The organism is Sphingomonas morindae, assembly GCF_023822065.1.
Taxonomy (GTDB): Bacteria; Pseudomonadota; Alphaproteobacteria; order Sphingomonadales; family Sphingomonadaceae; genus Solisphingomonas; species Solisphingomonas morindae.
Genome location: NZ_CP084930.1, coordinates 1562668 through 1576184, shown reverse-complemented (window position 1 = coordinate 1576184; position 13517 = coordinate 1562668). Strand labels below are relative to the sequence as shown.

The following is a 13517-nucleotide window of genomic DNA, read 5'->3' as shown; positions in this document are numbered from 1 at the left end:
GGCTCAGTGCGGCGCGAGGCCCAGCTCGACCCCGGTCTTGTCGTGCAGCGCGAAGCGCTCGACCAGATCGGCGCTGGCGCGGTTATAGCCGATCACCTCCACCGAGCGGCCGGCGCGGCGCAGTCGGGCGATGATCGCGTCGAGCGCGCCGACCCCGGAAATGTCCCAGATATGCGCGTCGGTCAGATCGATGACGATCCGCTCCGCCGCGATCTCGTGGCGAAAGGCGCGCGTCACGCGGTCGACTGAGGCGAAGAAGATCTGGCCGCTGATCCGGACCAGCGCCGCCTCGCCCGGCGCGGCGGCGGCCATCGTCTCCACCGTCACCAGCCGCTGCACCTTGCCCGCGAAGAACAGGCCGGACAGCAGCACCCCCGCCAGCACGCCCAGCGAGAGATCGCGCGTGGCCACCACCACCACGACGGTGACCAGCATCACCGCCGACGAGCTTGGCGGATGGCGGACGAGGTTGGGGATCGAGGTCCAGCTGAAAGTGCCGATCGAGACCATGATCATCACCGCCACCAGCGCGGGCATCGGCACGCGGCCTACCCATGGGCCCAGCACCGCCAGCAGGAAAAGCAGAAAGCCGCCCGCGACGAAGGTGGAGAGGCGGTTGCGCCCGCCCGAGGTGACGTTGATCACCGACTGGCCGATCATCGCGCAGCCGCCCATGCCGCCGAACAGCGCGGCGACGATGTTGGCGGTGCCCTGGCCCATGCATTCCTGGCGCTTGTCGCTGTCGGTGCCGGTCATGTCGTCGACGATCTGCGCGGTCAGCAAGGATTCGAGCAGCCCCACCGCCGCCATCGCGCCGGCATAGGGCAGGATGATGCGCAGCGTCTCCAGCGTCAGCGGCAGCTGCGGCAGGGCGAAGCTGGGCAGACCCTCGGGGAGCCGGCCCATATCGCCGACGGTGCGGACGGGAAGCCCCAGGCCGATGCTGATCGCGCTCAGCACGAGGATCGCCACCAGCGGCGAAGGCACGGCCCGGGTGAGACGGGGCAGGCCGTAGATGATCGCCAGCCCGGCCGCGACCAGCGCATAGGTCTGCCAGCCGACATGCACGAGCTGCGGCAGCTGCGCGAGCAGGATGAGAATGGCGAGCGCGTTGACGAAGCCGGTGATGACCGAGCGCGAGACGAACCGCATCAGCAGATCGAGCCGCGCCAGCCCCGCGGCGATCTGGATCAGCCCCATCAGAAGCGTGGCGGCGAACAGGTAGGAGAGGCCGTGATCGCGCACCAGCGGGCCGACCAGCACCGCCACGGCGGCGGTGGCGGCGGAGATCATGGCGGGCCGGCCGCCGAGCAGCGCGCTCGTCATGGCGATGGCGACGGAGGCGTAGAGGCCGACGCGGGGATCGACGCCGGCGATGATGGAAAAGCCGATCGCCTCGGGGATGAGCGCGAGCGCGACGACAAGCCCGGCCAGACCATCGCGGCGGGCGGCGTCGCCGGTGGTGAACCACTGGCGACGATAGGCGGAGAGAACAGAGGACATGGCGGACTCACAAAAGGGCACGCGGCACCCGGAGGGGCGCGACAGGATCGTGCGGGCGTGAGGTTGTCCGGCGGATCGGCGGCCGGAATAGCCACCCGGATTTGCACCGGGTCCGAGCGAGTGGCGGCGCTCTAGGCGATCTCGCCCGGCCAAGGCAAGCCCGGCCGGCCTAGAGCGCGAGGCGCACGATCTCGCCCAATGCGGGGATGAAGCGCGCCAGTTCGGTGAGCGGCGCGCCCGCGTGCGCCGCGCGCGCCGCCGCGATCGGGCCCCCATGGCTCACCACCAGCACCGTGCCGCGCCCTTGCAAGGCACGCAGCGCCGCCTCCGCACGCGCGGCGAGCGCGGCGCTGGTCTCGCCGCCACCGGGGGCGAAGCCGTGCGGATCGGTGAGCATCCGGTCCATCAGCACGCCTGTCTCGCGATAGAGGGCGGTCCAGCGCCGGCCTTCCCAGCGGCCGAAATCGCGCTCGCGCCAGTGCGGATCGGCATGCACCGGAACGCCGGCCCGCCGCGCCACGCGCGTCGCCAGCGCGGCCGCGCGGCGGAGATCGGAATGGACCACCAGCGCGATCGGCTGCGCCGCCAGCCGCGCCGCGAGGTCGGCGGCGGCGCGCGCGCCGGCGCGGCTCAAGCCCATGTCCGATTGGCCGTAGCAGCGCCCTGCCCAGGCCCTCGCCACCTCGGTATGGCGGACCAACAGCAGCGTATCGCTCACCGCGCCGCCAGCGCCATCAGCAGCGCCAGCTGTCCGGCACAGGCCGCGAAGCCCAGGCAATCGCCATTGGCCGCGCCGAGCCGGCGGCGCACCAGCCGCGCCAGCGCCACTAGGCCGATCAGCGCCGCCGCCACCCCCGCCAGCACGGGCGCGGGCGCGAGACGCGCGCAGGCGAGCAGCGCGGGCAGCGCCGCCAAGGTCGCGCCGATCCGCACCCGGCGCGACGGCGCCCCGAGGCTCGCCGCCAGGCCGGTCGCATCCGGCGGGGGCGGCGCGAGCCCGAGCAGCAGCACCGCCATCCACCGCCCCAGCGACGCCGCCGCGACGATCCCCGCCAGGCGGAGCGGCGCCGGCAGCGCGAGCGTCGCGGCGATCCGCAAGGCCACGGCAAGGCCGAGCCCGAGCGCGCCATAGCTGCCGATCCGGCTGTCCTTGAGGATGCGGGCGATCTGCTCGGGCGTGCGCCCGCCGCCGAATGCATCGCAGAAATCGGCCAGCCCATCCTCGTGCAGCGCGCCCGTCAGCCAGGCCTCGAAGGCGAGCGCGAGCAGCAGCGCGGGCAGCGGCGACCAGATGTGCGACGCCGCCAGATAGGCGAGCCCGGTGGCGAGGCCGACCGCAGCGCCCGCCAGCGGCAGCCAGGCGAGCGCGCGCGCCATCGCTCGGCGCGCCGCCGGCCCGTCCAGCCGGCCGAGCCAGGGCAGCGGCACCCGCGTCAGCAGCTGCAGCGCGAGTAGCGGCGGCGCCCAGCCGGGGGCGCGCTCAATCGGCGCGGCCGGCACCGATCGCCTCCAGCGGGGCGACATCGCGCAGCAGCGCCGCCGCCGAATCGAGCAGCGGCAGCGCCACCAGCGCGCCGCTGCCCTCGCCGAGCCGCATCTCCCAGTCGAGCAGCGGCGCGAGGCCGAGCCGCGCGAGCGCCGCGCCATGGCCCGGCTCAGCCGAACGATGCGCGGCGAGGAACGCGGCGCGCGTGCCGGGCGCGCACCGTTCGGCGATCAGCGCGCCGGCGGTGGCGACATAGCCGTCCAGCAGCAGCGTCGCGCCGCCCGCCGCGCCCGCCGCGAAGAAGCCCGCCATCGCCACGATCTCAAAGCCGGCCAGCGCGGCGATGGCGGCGCGCGGCCGGGTGGCGAGCAGCGGGCGCGCGGCGGCGACCGCTGCGGACACGATCGCGCGCTTGCGATCGAGCAGCGCGGCATCGCCGCCCGCGCCCAGCCCCACCGCCGCCTCCGGATCGCAGCCGGCGAGCAGCGCGGTGAGGCAGGCGGCGGGCGTGGTGTTGCCGATGCCCATCTCGCCCGCGATCAGCAGCCGGCAGCCGGCGCCGAGCGCGGCCTCCGCCTCCTCGGCGCCGATCGCCCAGGCGGCGGCGAACTGCGACTCGTCCATCGCCGGACCGTGGGCGAGACTGGCGGTGCCCGAGGCGACGCGCGCGGCGCGGAAGAAGGCGGGGGGCGCACGCGGTGGCGGCGTCGCCATGCCGACATCGACCAGCCGCAGCGCGCACCGCTGCGCGGCGGCGAGCGCGTTGCTGGTGGCGCGGCCGGCGCAGATCGCCGCCACCATCAGCCCCGTCACCGCTTGCGGCCAGGCCGAGCAGCCATCCACGACGCAGCCATGATCGCCCGCGAACAGCACCAGCCGCCGCGGCTGCGTGACGGGATCGAGCCGGCCCTGGCTGCGCGCCAGATCCACCGCCAGCCGCTCGAGCCGGCCCAGGCTTCGGCGCGGCTTGGCGAGCCCGTCCAGATGCGCCCAGATCCTCGCTTCGTCCATCATGCGGCCTCCTTGGCGAGCGCGATCAGCGCGTCGATATCCAGCGCGGCCTCGAGCCGCACGGCGATGGCGTCGAGCGCCGCGTCCAGCGTGTCGCCGCGCTCGCGGCCGTCGCTGGCGGCGCCGATCTTCTCGAGCCAGTGCGCGCGCGCCGCCTTGGCGTCGAACAGCCCGTGCACATAGCAGCCGGCGATCCGCCCGCCCGCCGCCACCGCGCCATCCTCCTCGCCATCGGCGAAGCGCAGCAGCGGCGGCGTGCCGGGATCGCGCTCGGTGACGCCGGCATGAATCTCGTAGCCGACGAAAGGCGCGCCGCCCGCCACATGCACGCCCTCGGCGCGGCGCACCCGCTTGGCCGGCGCGAGACGGGTGGTAATGGGCAGGAGACCGAGCCCGGCGGCCTCGCCGGGCGGCCCCTCGATCCCGTCCGGATCGGCGATGCTGCGGCCGAGCATCTGATAGCCGCCGCACAGCCCCAGCACATGGCCGCCGCGCCGCACATGGCCGGCGAGATCAATGTCCCAGCCCTCGTCCCGCACCACCGCGAGATCGGCGATGGTCGCCTTGCTGCCGGGCAGGATGACGAGCGCCGCATCCCCCGGCAGCGGGGTGCCGCGCGGGATCATGCGCAGCCGCACCCGCGGCTCCTGCGCGAGCGCGTCGAGATCGTCGAAATTGGCGATGCGCGGCAGCATCGGCACCGCGATCAGCGGGCCGGCGCCCGCGCCGCCCATCGTGGCGAGCGACACCGCATCCTCGGCCGGCAGCCGCGCCGCCTCCGCCAGCCAGGGCACGATGCCATAGCCGCGCCAGCCGGTGGCCGCCGCGATCGCGTCATAGCCTTGCTCGAACAGCGCCGGATCGCCGCGAAATTTGGTGATGAGGAAGCCGCGCACCATGGCCGCGTCGGCGGGATCGAGCACCGCGCGCGTGCCGACCAGCGCCGCGATCACCCCGCCGCGATCGATATCGCCGGCGAGCAGCACCGGCACCCCGGCCGCGCGGGCAAAGCCCATATTCGCGATGTCGCCCGCGCGCAGATTGATCTCCGCCGGGCTGCCCGCGCCCTCCACCAGCACGATATCGGCGCGGGCGGCGAGCCGCCGATAGGCGGCGCACACGGTATCGAGCAGCGCCGCGCGCCCGGCGCGGAAATCCCGCGCGCACCAGGTGCCGCGCACGCGCCCTTCCACCACCAGCTGCGCGCCCATATCGCTCTGCGGCTTGAGCAGCACCGGATTCATGTCGATGCTGGGCGCCACCCCGGCGGCGAAGGCCTGCAAGGCCTGGGCGCGGCCGATCTCGCCGCCCTCCGCGGTGACGGCGGCATTGTTGGACATGTTCTGCGGCTTGAACGGCAGCACCCGCAGCCCGCGCCGGTGCAGCGCGCGGCACAGGCCGGCGACGAGCACCGACTTGCCGACATCCGATCCCGTGCCCTGGATCATCAGGCCAGCCATGCCACGCCTCCCACCAGCAACCACAGCGCGCCACAGGCGCGGCGATAGAGGCGCAGCGCGCGCGCGAGATCGGCCGCGTCGGGCGCCGGCCCCTGCCCCAGCACCGCGCGCGCCGACGGCACGCCATCATAGTTGACGGGGCCGCCGAGCCGCCGGGCGAGCGCGCCCGCCATCGCCGCCTCGGGCCAGCCGCTATTGGGCGAGGCGTGACGGCCCGCGTCGCGCGCCATCGTCCGCCAGCCGCCGCCGCCCGCCAGGCAGAGCAGCGCGCCGGCGAGGCGGGCGGGAAGCAGGTTGAGGCCATCATCGGCGCGCGCCGAGGCCCAGCCGAACGCGGCGAGCCGGGGCGTGCGGTGGCCGAGCATCGAATCGGCGGTGTTGACGAGCTTGGCCGCCATCAGCCCGGGCAGGCCGGCGACCAGATACCAGCAGGCCGGCGTCACCACCCCGTCGCCGAAGCTTTCGGCGAGGCTCTCGATCGCGGCGGTGGCGATCCCCGCCTCGTCCAGCGCCGCGACATCGCGCCCCACGATCATCGCCACCGCCGTGCGCGCGGCGGAGAGATCGCCCGCGCGGAGCGGCCGCAGCACGGCGGCGACATGATCGTGCAGGCTGCGCTGGGCGAGGCCGGTCATGCCGATCGGCACGAGCAGCACCGCCGCCGCCGCGTGCGGCCGCAGCGCGCGTTCCAGCCCGACCCCGATCGCGATGGCGAGGCCGAGCAGCAGCGCCAGCAACGCCACGCCGGCGAGGCGGCGCCGCGCGGGCGCGCCGCGATTGAGCCGCGCCTCGCCGGCGGCGAGCAGCGCGCCCGCGCCCATCACCGGATGCCACCAGCGGCGCGGATAGCCGAGCAGCGCCTCGCCGATCAGCATCGCCAGCAGGAGCGGCGCGTGGCTCACCGCGCCGTCACCGCCGCGCGGATCGCGCGCAGCCGCGCCATCGCATCGATGATGGTGGGGCCGCCGCAATTGATCAGCCGCGCCGGATAGGGAGCGATGGTGATGCGCCGGCCGAGCCGCCGCAGCGCCGGATGCCCGGCCAGCCGATCGCCCCCCGCCTCCGCCGCGCCCACCGACAGCAGCACGCGCGGCGGCCGCGCCACCAGATATTCGAGCGGCAGCACGTCCCATTGCTTGAGGCCATAGCTGCGGCTGAGATTGCGGAAGCCGGCGCGCGCCAGCAGCGCGTCCGGCAGCGTGCCCGCGCCCGGCACCAGCCCCCCGCCCTGCCAGATCAGCGCCGGCACGCGCGGGCCCGGCACCGGCCGCGCCGCCAGGAGGATGCGCGCGGCGAGCGCGGCGCCACGCGCGGCATGGCCGCTCGCCGCCGCGATCGCGCGCACCTGCGCGGCGCTCTCCTCCACCGTGTCGGGCACGGGGAACTGGCGCACCGCGATATGCAGCCGCGCCAGGGCGGCGATCGTCGCCGGCGCGACATGGCCGCCCGCCAGCACCAGATCGGGCGCGCGCGCAACCACTTCCTCGGCGGTGCCGCCGGTGGCGGGGAAGCGCCGCGCCCAGGCGAGCGGCACCGAGCTGGATCGCGCTTGCTGCGAATAATGGCTGATCGCGACGATCTGCCGCGGATCGGCGACCTGGCGCAGCACGGCATCGATGCAGGGGTTGATCGAGAGCAGCCGCGGCCCGGCGGCGGGCGGCGCGGCCGGCGCCGCCAGAGCCAGCATCAGGGCCGCCGTCCAGCTCAATATTCCACGCCCTTCTGCGCCTTGAAGCCGGCCTGATAGGGATGTTTGACCTCGCCGAACTCGGTGACGAGATCGGCGAGCGCGAGCAGCTCCGGCCGCGCGCCGCGCCCGGTGATGCAGATATGCTTGGTGAGCGGCCGATCGCGCAGAAAGGCGAGCACCTCCTCATAGGGCAGCGTATCGTCACGCAGCACGATGTTCAGCTCGTCCAGGATCACGAAATCGATCTCGGGATCGAGGATCATCGCCTTGGACCTTTCCCAGGCGGCGCGGGCGGCGGCGATGTCGCGGGCGCGGTCCTGCGTATCCCAGGTGAAGCCCTCGCCCATCACCTCGAAGCGCAGCAGATCGGGATAGGCCTCGAAGAAGCTGCGCTCCCCCGTCTCCCACTTGCCCTTCACATATTGCAGGATCGCCACCTTCATGCCCCAGCCGAGGCTGCGGATCGCCATGCCGAAGGCCGAGGAGGACTTGCCCTTGCCGTTGCCCGTATGGACGATCAGCAGCCCCCGCTCGAGCGTGCGGCGCGCCTGCATGCGCGCGCGCGCCTCGGCCATGCGCTTCATGCGGGCATTGTGGCGGGCATGATCCTCGGGCGTTTCGCTCATCTTCGATACTCCTCCAGGGCGGCGGCGAGCCGGGCCAGCGCGGCCGCGTCGCCGGGCAGGCCCAGCCGCAGCCAGTCGGCCCGCGCGGCGAAGGGCCGGGTGAGAATGGCATGGCCGGCGAGATGGCGGAACAGCGCCGCGCCATCCACCTGCTCGAGGCAGCGGAACAGCGGCGGCGACGGACGGTGCGCGAGGCCGAGCCGATCGAGCAGCCGGTCGAGCGCGGCGCCGGCGGTGGCGATGCGGTCCCGCTGCGCCGCCTGCCAGGCCTGGTCGCGATAGGCTCTGTCGGCGATGGCGAGCGTCGGCGTCGCGATCGGCCAATCGCCGAGGAGATGGCGCAGCCGCGCCGCGCGCGGCGGATCGATCAGCACGAAGCCCAGCCGCAGCCCGGGCAGGCCGAACATCTTGCCGAAGGAGCGCAGCACCGTGAGCCGCGGGCCGGCGAGCGCGTCCAGCCCCTCGCCCGGCGCGTCGGCATAGGCATGATCGATCATGAGATGGCTCGAGGCGCACAGCCGCGCCGCCGCGCCGGGATCGAGCCGCTCGCCGCCCGGATTGGAGGGGCTGGCGCAGATCAGCAGATCATGCGCGCCGCCCGCCGCCCTCCAGGCCAGCGCCGTCAGCCGAACGGCATCGGGCCAGGCGGCGCGATGCCCCGCATAGCCCGGCCAGAGCAACGCGGGCGCGCGGCCCGGCAGCAGCGGGGGCAGCAGCCGCAGCGCGAGATCGGTGCCGGGCACCGCCACCACCTCCGCCTCCGCCTCCGGGCCGAGGCCGAAGCGCGTGGCGGCCTCGGCCTCGAGCGCGGCGAGCGCCTCCGGATCGGGCAGGCGCGCGGCCTCGGCCGCAAAATCCTCCGGCCGCACCGGATAGGGCCAGGGCGCGATGCCGGTGGAGAGATCGAGCCAGTCCGCGCCGCCAAAATGCGCGCGCGCGGCCGCCACCCGCCCGCCATGGGCGAGAAAGGGCGCGAGATCGGCCGCGCCCATCGGCTCAGTAGCGCAGCCGCACGCCGCCATAGGCGGCGCGGCCGGCCTGGCCGTATTGGAAGACCGTCTGATAGCGCGCGTCGAACAGATTCTCGATCCGGCCATATAGCTCGACATGCCGGCCGAGCGGATAGGCGGCGCGCAGATCGACAAGGCTGTAGCCCTTGAGCCGGCGGCTGTTGGCGGCATCGTCGAAGCTCGCGCCGGCCATGGTCAGCGTGGCGCCCAGCGCCAGGCCGAAGCGCCAGCGATAATCGGCATTGAGCGCGCCCGTGTTGCTCGGCCGCCGCGCCAGCCGCCGGCCGAAGCCGGCGCCGGGCGTGCGGTCGCGCGCATCGAGATAGGTATAGCTCCAGCGCAGCGTGAACGCCTCGACCGGGGTGAGCGCCAGCGCCAGCTCCACGCCCTGCGCCCGCGCCCGCGCGACATTGTCATAGGTGCCGAACGGGCGATCGGCGCAGATCCCGGTCAAGGGCGTGTCGCACGAGACGAAGGTGATGAGATCGCGCGAAAGCCGGTGGAACCAGGTGGCGCTCGCCACCGCCGCGCCGCCGAGCGCGCGCTGCTCGATGCCGCCGTCCCAGCCGCGCGAGCGTTCGGGGCGGAGCGCCACATTGCCGTATTCGCTACCCAGCTGATAGGGCGTCGGCGCCTTGAAGCCTTCGGAATAGCTGCCGCGCAGCACCGTCGCGCCGCCATTGGGGCTCCACGCCGCGCTGGCCGATCCGGTGGTGGCGCCGCCGAACCGGTTGTGATCGTCATGCCGCACGCCGCCGGTGAGGGTGAGCCCCGAAAGCGGGGTGAGCGCGAGCTGGCCATAGCCGCTGAACAGCCGCGTCCGCCCGGCGATGGCGGGGCCGCCGCTGGCGGAGGTGAAGCGGCTCACCTCGCGCTCGGCGCCGAACGTCGCCTGCACGCCGGTGCGGATGTCGAGCACGCCCTGATAGTCGATCCGGCTGGTCCGGCCATGGGCGCGGAAGGTCTCGTCGGGCACGCTGTCGGGATCGCGATTGTGGCGCCGCGTGTCGGTCCGCGCGAAGCCCAGCCGGTTGCGCAGCCGGCCGTCGAACAGTGCGAGGTTGACGCCGCCATAGCCGATCCACTGGCGCTGCCAGCTGCGCTCGCGCGTATCGGCGAAGACATAGTCCGGTGGCGGGAAGCCATCGATATCGGTGCGGCCATCGGCGTAGAAGCCGCGCAGATCGATGCTCAGCGTGGGGCTGAGGGTGACGGTGACATTGCCGTTGGCCGAATGGTTGCGATAGCCATCTGGCTCGCGGCCGCCGGCGAAGGCGGAGATGCCGTCGGTCCGGTAGAAGCCGGCGCCCAGGCTGGCGGCGACGGGGCCCTGGCGGCCCGAGACATTGGCGAAGATCTGGCCGGTGCCGTAGCTGCCGCCCTCGGCGCGGGCGTTGATGCTCAGCGTCTCGCCGGGCTGGCGGGTGATGAGGTTGATGACGCCGCCGATCGCCTGATTGCCCCACAGCACCGACTGGGCGCCGCGGACGATCTCGATGCGCGCGATATTGCCGACGAGCAGGCCGCCGAAGTCGAAGCCGCCGCCGGGCGCGGAGGGATCGTTGAGCTTGATGCCGTCGATCAGCGCCACGGTCTGGTCGCTCTCGGCGCCGCGGATCGTCACTGCGCTGGTCGTGCCCACGCCGCCATTGCGCGTGACCTCCACGCCCGGCGTCTGGCGCAGCAGATCGGCGACGAGCACCGATTGGCGGGTGGTGATCTCCTCCGTGTCGAGCACCGTCACCGCCTGGCCCGTCTGCGCGCGCGGCTGCAGCGCGCGGCCGGCGGTGACGAGGATGTCGCCGCCCGCGGCCGCAGCCTCGCCGAGCGCGGCGCCCGACTGCGCGCTCTGGCCGAGCGCGGGCGCGGCCATGCCGCCGAACGCCGCCGCGACCATCGCCACGCCGGACGACAAACCGATAAATTTCACCAAGATATTCCCCCGCGTTGCGGGCGCCGCATCCGGCAGCCGGCAGACCGGCCGCCGGGCGCACGCCCAAGGACCGTCGTCACGCGAGGAGCATCCCTCGATCGCCCGGCACACCCCGTCCGCGCGAAGGACAACCGCGACGGGCAGGTCTCCTGGCTTCCGGGTCTCCACCGCGCCCGGCCTTCCCGGATCAAGGATCCAGTGGCCAGAATGGGCGAGGCTCGCCGGGTACAGTTGCGGGGGCAGCGCCGGCTGGCCACCCCTGCGGGGCGCTTCCGGCTTCCCTTTCAATCCCATCTCTGGGAACCTGTCGCGCGGCCGCCTCTAGGGCCGTATGGGATGGCAGACAAGATGGGGACGATCACGCTGCTGCTGGGCGGCGCCCGCTCGGGCAAGAGCCGCCTCGCCGAACAGGCGGCCGAGCGGCATGACGGCCCGCTCCTCTATTGCGCCACCGCCGAGGCGGGCGACGACGAGATGGCGGCGCGGATCGCGCACCACCGCGCGCGGCGCGGGCCGCGCTGGCAGACTTTGGCCTGCCCGATCGCGCTGCCCGAGGCGCTGCACGCCGCGCGGGGCGGCGCGGTGCTGGTCGATTGCCTCACGCTCTGGCTCACCAACATCCTGCTCGCCGGGCATGATCTCGCCGCCGCCGAAGCCGCGCTGCTGGCGGCGCTGGGCGCGGCGGAGCCGCCCGTCTATCTGGTCAGCAACGAGGTCGGCCTCGGGATCGTGCCCGCGCACCGGCTCGGGCGCGACTTCCGCGACGCCGCCGGCCGGCTCAACCAGGCGGTGGCGGCGCGCGCCGACCGCGCCTTTCTGGTGGTGGCCGGGCGGCTGCTGCGGCTCGACCCCGCCACCGCGCTCTAGCTTCGACCATGCGGAATATTGAGGGCCGGTTGCGGCGGCCCTAAAATGGCCGCGAGAGGAGAGTCGCATGGCCCCGTCCCCCGCGCCGCCGCCGCCCGTGGCCGATGCCACCGCGCTCATCACCGCCGGGCTGCGCTGCCGCCGCGAGGCGCGCGAGGCGGGCCAGCCGCACCAGCCGCGCCTCTTCGGCCTGCTCGCGCCGATCGGCTGCGAGATGCTCACCCCGCTGCTGGACAGCCTGTTCGATCTCGCCGAGGCCTGGCTCGGCCGGACGCTGGACGAGCGGCGCCGCCCCGGCCGCTGGGACGATGCGGCGCTGCTGCTCACCCTGCTCGCCGATCCGGCGCGCCTCTCCGCCGCCGCCGGCGCGGGGCCGCTGCGCGTCGCGCTGCGGCTCGCCGCCCCGCCGCTCGGCATCGGCGCCACGCGCCACTAGGCCGTGGCGGCCGGGCCGGCGCTTGGGCTAGGATCGTCCCCCAGACAGCCGGGTGGAGCGGGGATGAGCGGATCGACAGGCGGCGACGCGCCGCGCGGAGAGGCGCTGGCGCTGCGCTTTCTCGGCTTCGAGGATCTTGGCGGCTTCGCGCCGGTGCTGGCGACCGCGGGCTATGCGGTGCGCTACCGGGATGTTGGCGGCGACGGGCCGCTGCTCCCCGATCCGCTGGCGCCGGCGCTGGTGATCGTGCTGGGCGGTCCGATCGGCGTCTATGAGGCGGACGCCTATCCGGTGCTGGACGAGGTGCTGGCGGCGCTGCGGCCGCGGCTGGCGGCGCGGCGCCCGCTGCTCGGCCTCTGCCTGGGGGCGCAGCTGATCGCCGCCGCGCTGGGTGCGGAGGTGGCGCCCATGGGCGCCAAGGAGATCGGCTTCGCGCCGCTCGATCTCACGCCCGCCGGCCGCGCCTCGCCGTTGCGGCACCTGGCCGAGACGCCGATGCTGCATTGGCATGGCGACATGTTCGCCATCCCCGAAGGCGCCGTGCGGCTGGCCGCGACGCCCGCCTGCGCGAACCAGGCCTTCGCGCTCGGCCCGGCGATATTGGGGCTGCAATTCCATCCGGAAATCCTGTGCGGCGCCGCCTTCGAGCGCTGGCTGATCGGCCATGCGGCGGAGCTGGCGGCGGCCGGGATCGATCCGCGCCGGCTGCGTGCCGAGGCGGCGCGCCACGGCGCGGGGCTGCGCGTGGCGGGCGACGCGATGCTCGCCGAATGGCTCGCGGCGCTGCCGGCATGAGCTGGGCGCTCTCGGCGCTGCTGGTGGGCGCGGTGCGGCCGCTCGGCGGCGACGGGCAGACCAGCGCGATCGACAAGCGGCCGGTGGAGCGCCCGCTCTGGCTCTCCGCCGCGGGACTGGAGGGCGACGCGCAGGCCGATGGCCGCCACCATGGCGGCGCGGACAAGGCGCTCCACCACTATCCGCTCGACCATTACGCCGCCTGGCGCGACGAGATCGGCGATCGGCCGGCGCTGGCCGGGGCGGGCGGCTTTGGCGAAAATCTCGCCACGCGCGGGCTGGTCGAGACGGACATGGCCCTGGGCGATCGCTTCCGCCTGGGTGGCGCGCTGATCGAGGTGAGCCAGGCGCGCCAGCCCTGCTGGAAGCTGAACCGCCGCTTCGCCCAGCCCGACATGGCGCGTCGCGTGCAGGCCTGCGGCCGCACCGGCTGGTATTATCGCGTGCTGGAGCCGGGGCTGGTCGCGCCCGAAGATCGGCTGGAGCGGGTGGATCGCCGCGATCCCGACTGGACGATCGCGCGGCTGGTGCGCCTGCTCTACATCACCCCGCACGACCGGGACACGCTGCGCGCGCTGCAGGCCGTGCCCGATCTTCCCGCTCCCTGGCACCGCCTCATCGCCTATCGGCTGGAGACGGGACGGGTGGAGGATTGGACGGCGCGGCTGCTGGGGCCCGACGCGGAGCCCGGCTGAGCGCG

General features: G+C 74.3%; 14 protein-coding genes, 1 riboswitch and 1 other annotated feature. Of the genes, 4 read left to right on the top strand and 10 right to left on the bottom strand.

Features of this window, described 5'->3' with window-relative positions:
- Positions 1 to 3: 3 nt before the first annotated feature.
- The 10 genes from LHA26_RS07705 to LHA26_RS07660 form a co-directional block, all read right to left on the bottom strand.
- Positions 4 to 1503: a SulP family inorganic anion transporter gene (locus LHA26_RS07705; protein ID WP_252168126.1), complete on the bottom strand. Its 1500-nt coding sequence runs from the start codon at positions 1501 to 1503 to the stop codon at positions 4 to 6.
- A 61-nt stretch (positions 1504 to 1564) separates the two neighbouring features.
- Positions 1565 to 1620: a sequence feature (sul1 is cis-regulatory element that is thought to sense ions involved in sulfur or methionine metabolism; They are found in Alphaproteobacteria), on the bottom strand.
- A 52-nt stretch (positions 1621 to 1672) separates the two neighbouring features.
- Positions 1673 to 2221, bottom strand: a complete 549-nt coding sequence (locus LHA26_RS07700) for a histidine phosphatase family protein (RefSeq protein ID WP_252168125.1) — start codon at positions 2219 to 2221, stop codon at positions 1673 to 1675.
- Complete coding sequence (locus LHA26_RS07695; RefSeq protein ID WP_252168124.1) at positions 2218 to 3003, bottom strand: adenosylcobinamide-GDP ribazoletransferase; 786 nt, start codon at positions 3001 to 3003, stop codon at positions 2218 to 2220. Before LHA26_RS07695 ends, LHA26_RS07700 begins: the two co-directional genes overlap by 4 nt.
- Positions 2984 to 4003 carry a nicotinate-nucleotide--dimethylbenzimidazole phosphoribosyltransferase gene (gene cobT / locus LHA26_RS07690; protein ID WP_252168123.1) on the bottom strand — a complete coding sequence of 340 codons (1020 nt, stop codon included), beginning with the start codon at positions 4001 to 4003 and terminating at the stop codon, positions 2984 to 2986. The genes LHA26_RS07695 and cobT overlap by 20 nt, the downstream gene beginning before the upstream one ends.
- Positions 4000 to 5460 carry a cobyric acid synthase gene (locus LHA26_RS07685; protein WP_252168122.1) on the bottom strand — a complete coding sequence of 487 codons (1461 nt, stop codon included), beginning with the start codon at positions 5458 to 5460 and terminating at the stop codon, positions 4000 to 4002. The genes cobT and LHA26_RS07685 overlap by 4 nt, the downstream gene beginning before the upstream one ends.
- Positions 5448 to 6362 carry a cobalamin biosynthesis protein CobD/CbiB gene (locus LHA26_RS07680; protein ID WP_252168121.1) on the bottom strand — a complete coding sequence of 305 codons (915 nt, stop codon included), beginning with the start codon at positions 6360 to 6362 and terminating at the stop codon, positions 5448 to 5450. The genes LHA26_RS07685 and LHA26_RS07680 overlap by 13 nt, the downstream gene beginning before the upstream one ends.
- On the bottom strand, positions 6359 to 7147 hold the full coding sequence (locus LHA26_RS07675) for an ABC transporter substrate-binding protein (RefSeq protein WP_252168120.1): 789 nt from the start codon (positions 7145 to 7147) through the stop codon (positions 6359 to 6361). Before LHA26_RS07675 ends, LHA26_RS07680 begins: the two co-directional genes overlap by 4 nt.
- A gap of 17 nt (positions 7148 to 7164) precedes the next feature.
- Entirely contained in the window at positions 7165 to 7776 is a 612-nt protein-coding gene (gene cobO / locus LHA26_RS07670) for a cob(I)yrinic acid a,c-diamide adenosyltransferase (RefSeq protein ID WP_252168119.1), read from the bottom strand.
- Positions 7773 to 8768 (bottom strand): aminotransferase class I/II-fold pyridoxal phosphate-dependent enzyme, encoded by a 996-nt coding sequence (locus LHA26_RS07665; protein WP_252168118.1) that lies wholly within the window; start codon positions 8766 to 8768, stop codon positions 7773 to 7775. Before LHA26_RS07665 ends, cobO begins: the two co-directional genes overlap by 4 nt.
- A gap of 4 nt (positions 8769 to 8772) precedes the next feature.
- Positions 8773 to 10716, bottom strand: a complete 1944-nt coding sequence (locus LHA26_RS07660) for a TonB-dependent receptor plug domain-containing protein (protein WP_252168117.1) — start codon at positions 10714 to 10716, stop codon at positions 8773 to 8775.
- Between the two features lie 125 nt (positions 10717 to 10841).
- A riboswitch (cobalamin riboswitch) is annotated at positions 10842 to 11042 on the bottom strand.
- A 25-nt stretch (positions 11043 to 11067) separates the two neighbouring features.
- On the opposite strand from LHA26_RS07660, the gene cobU reads away from it, so the two are divergent.
- The 4 genes from cobU to LHA26_RS07640 all read left to right on the top strand — a co-directional run bounded on the left by cobU (position 11068) and on the right by LHA26_RS07640 (position 13512).
- The gene (gene cobU, locus LHA26_RS07655; RefSeq protein ID WP_252168320.1) at positions 11068 to 11586 is read left to right on the top strand and encodes a bifunctional adenosylcobinamide kinase/adenosylcobinamide-phosphate guanylyltransferase; all 519 of its coding nucleotides are present in this window, start codon (positions 11068 to 11070) and stop codon (positions 11584 to 11586) included.
- Positions 11587 to 11653: 67 nt separating this feature from the next.
- Positions 11654 to 12022 carry a hypothetical protein gene (locus tag LHA26_RS07650; protein WP_252168116.1) on the top strand — a complete coding sequence of 123 codons (369 nt, stop codon included), beginning with the start codon at positions 11654 to 11656 and terminating at the stop codon, positions 12020 to 12022.
- Between the two features lie 63 nt (positions 12023 to 12085).
- Entirely contained in the window at positions 12086 to 12817 is a 732-nt protein-coding gene (locus tag LHA26_RS07645; RefSeq protein ID WP_252168115.1) for a glutamine amidotransferase, read from the top strand.
- Complete coding sequence (locus LHA26_RS07640; protein WP_252168114.1) at positions 12814 to 13512, top strand: MOSC domain-containing protein; 699 nt, start codon at positions 12814 to 12816, stop codon at positions 13510 to 13512. The genes LHA26_RS07645 and LHA26_RS07640 overlap by 4 nt, the downstream gene beginning before the upstream one ends.
- The last annotated feature ends 5 nt before the right edge of the window (positions 13513 to 13517 follow it).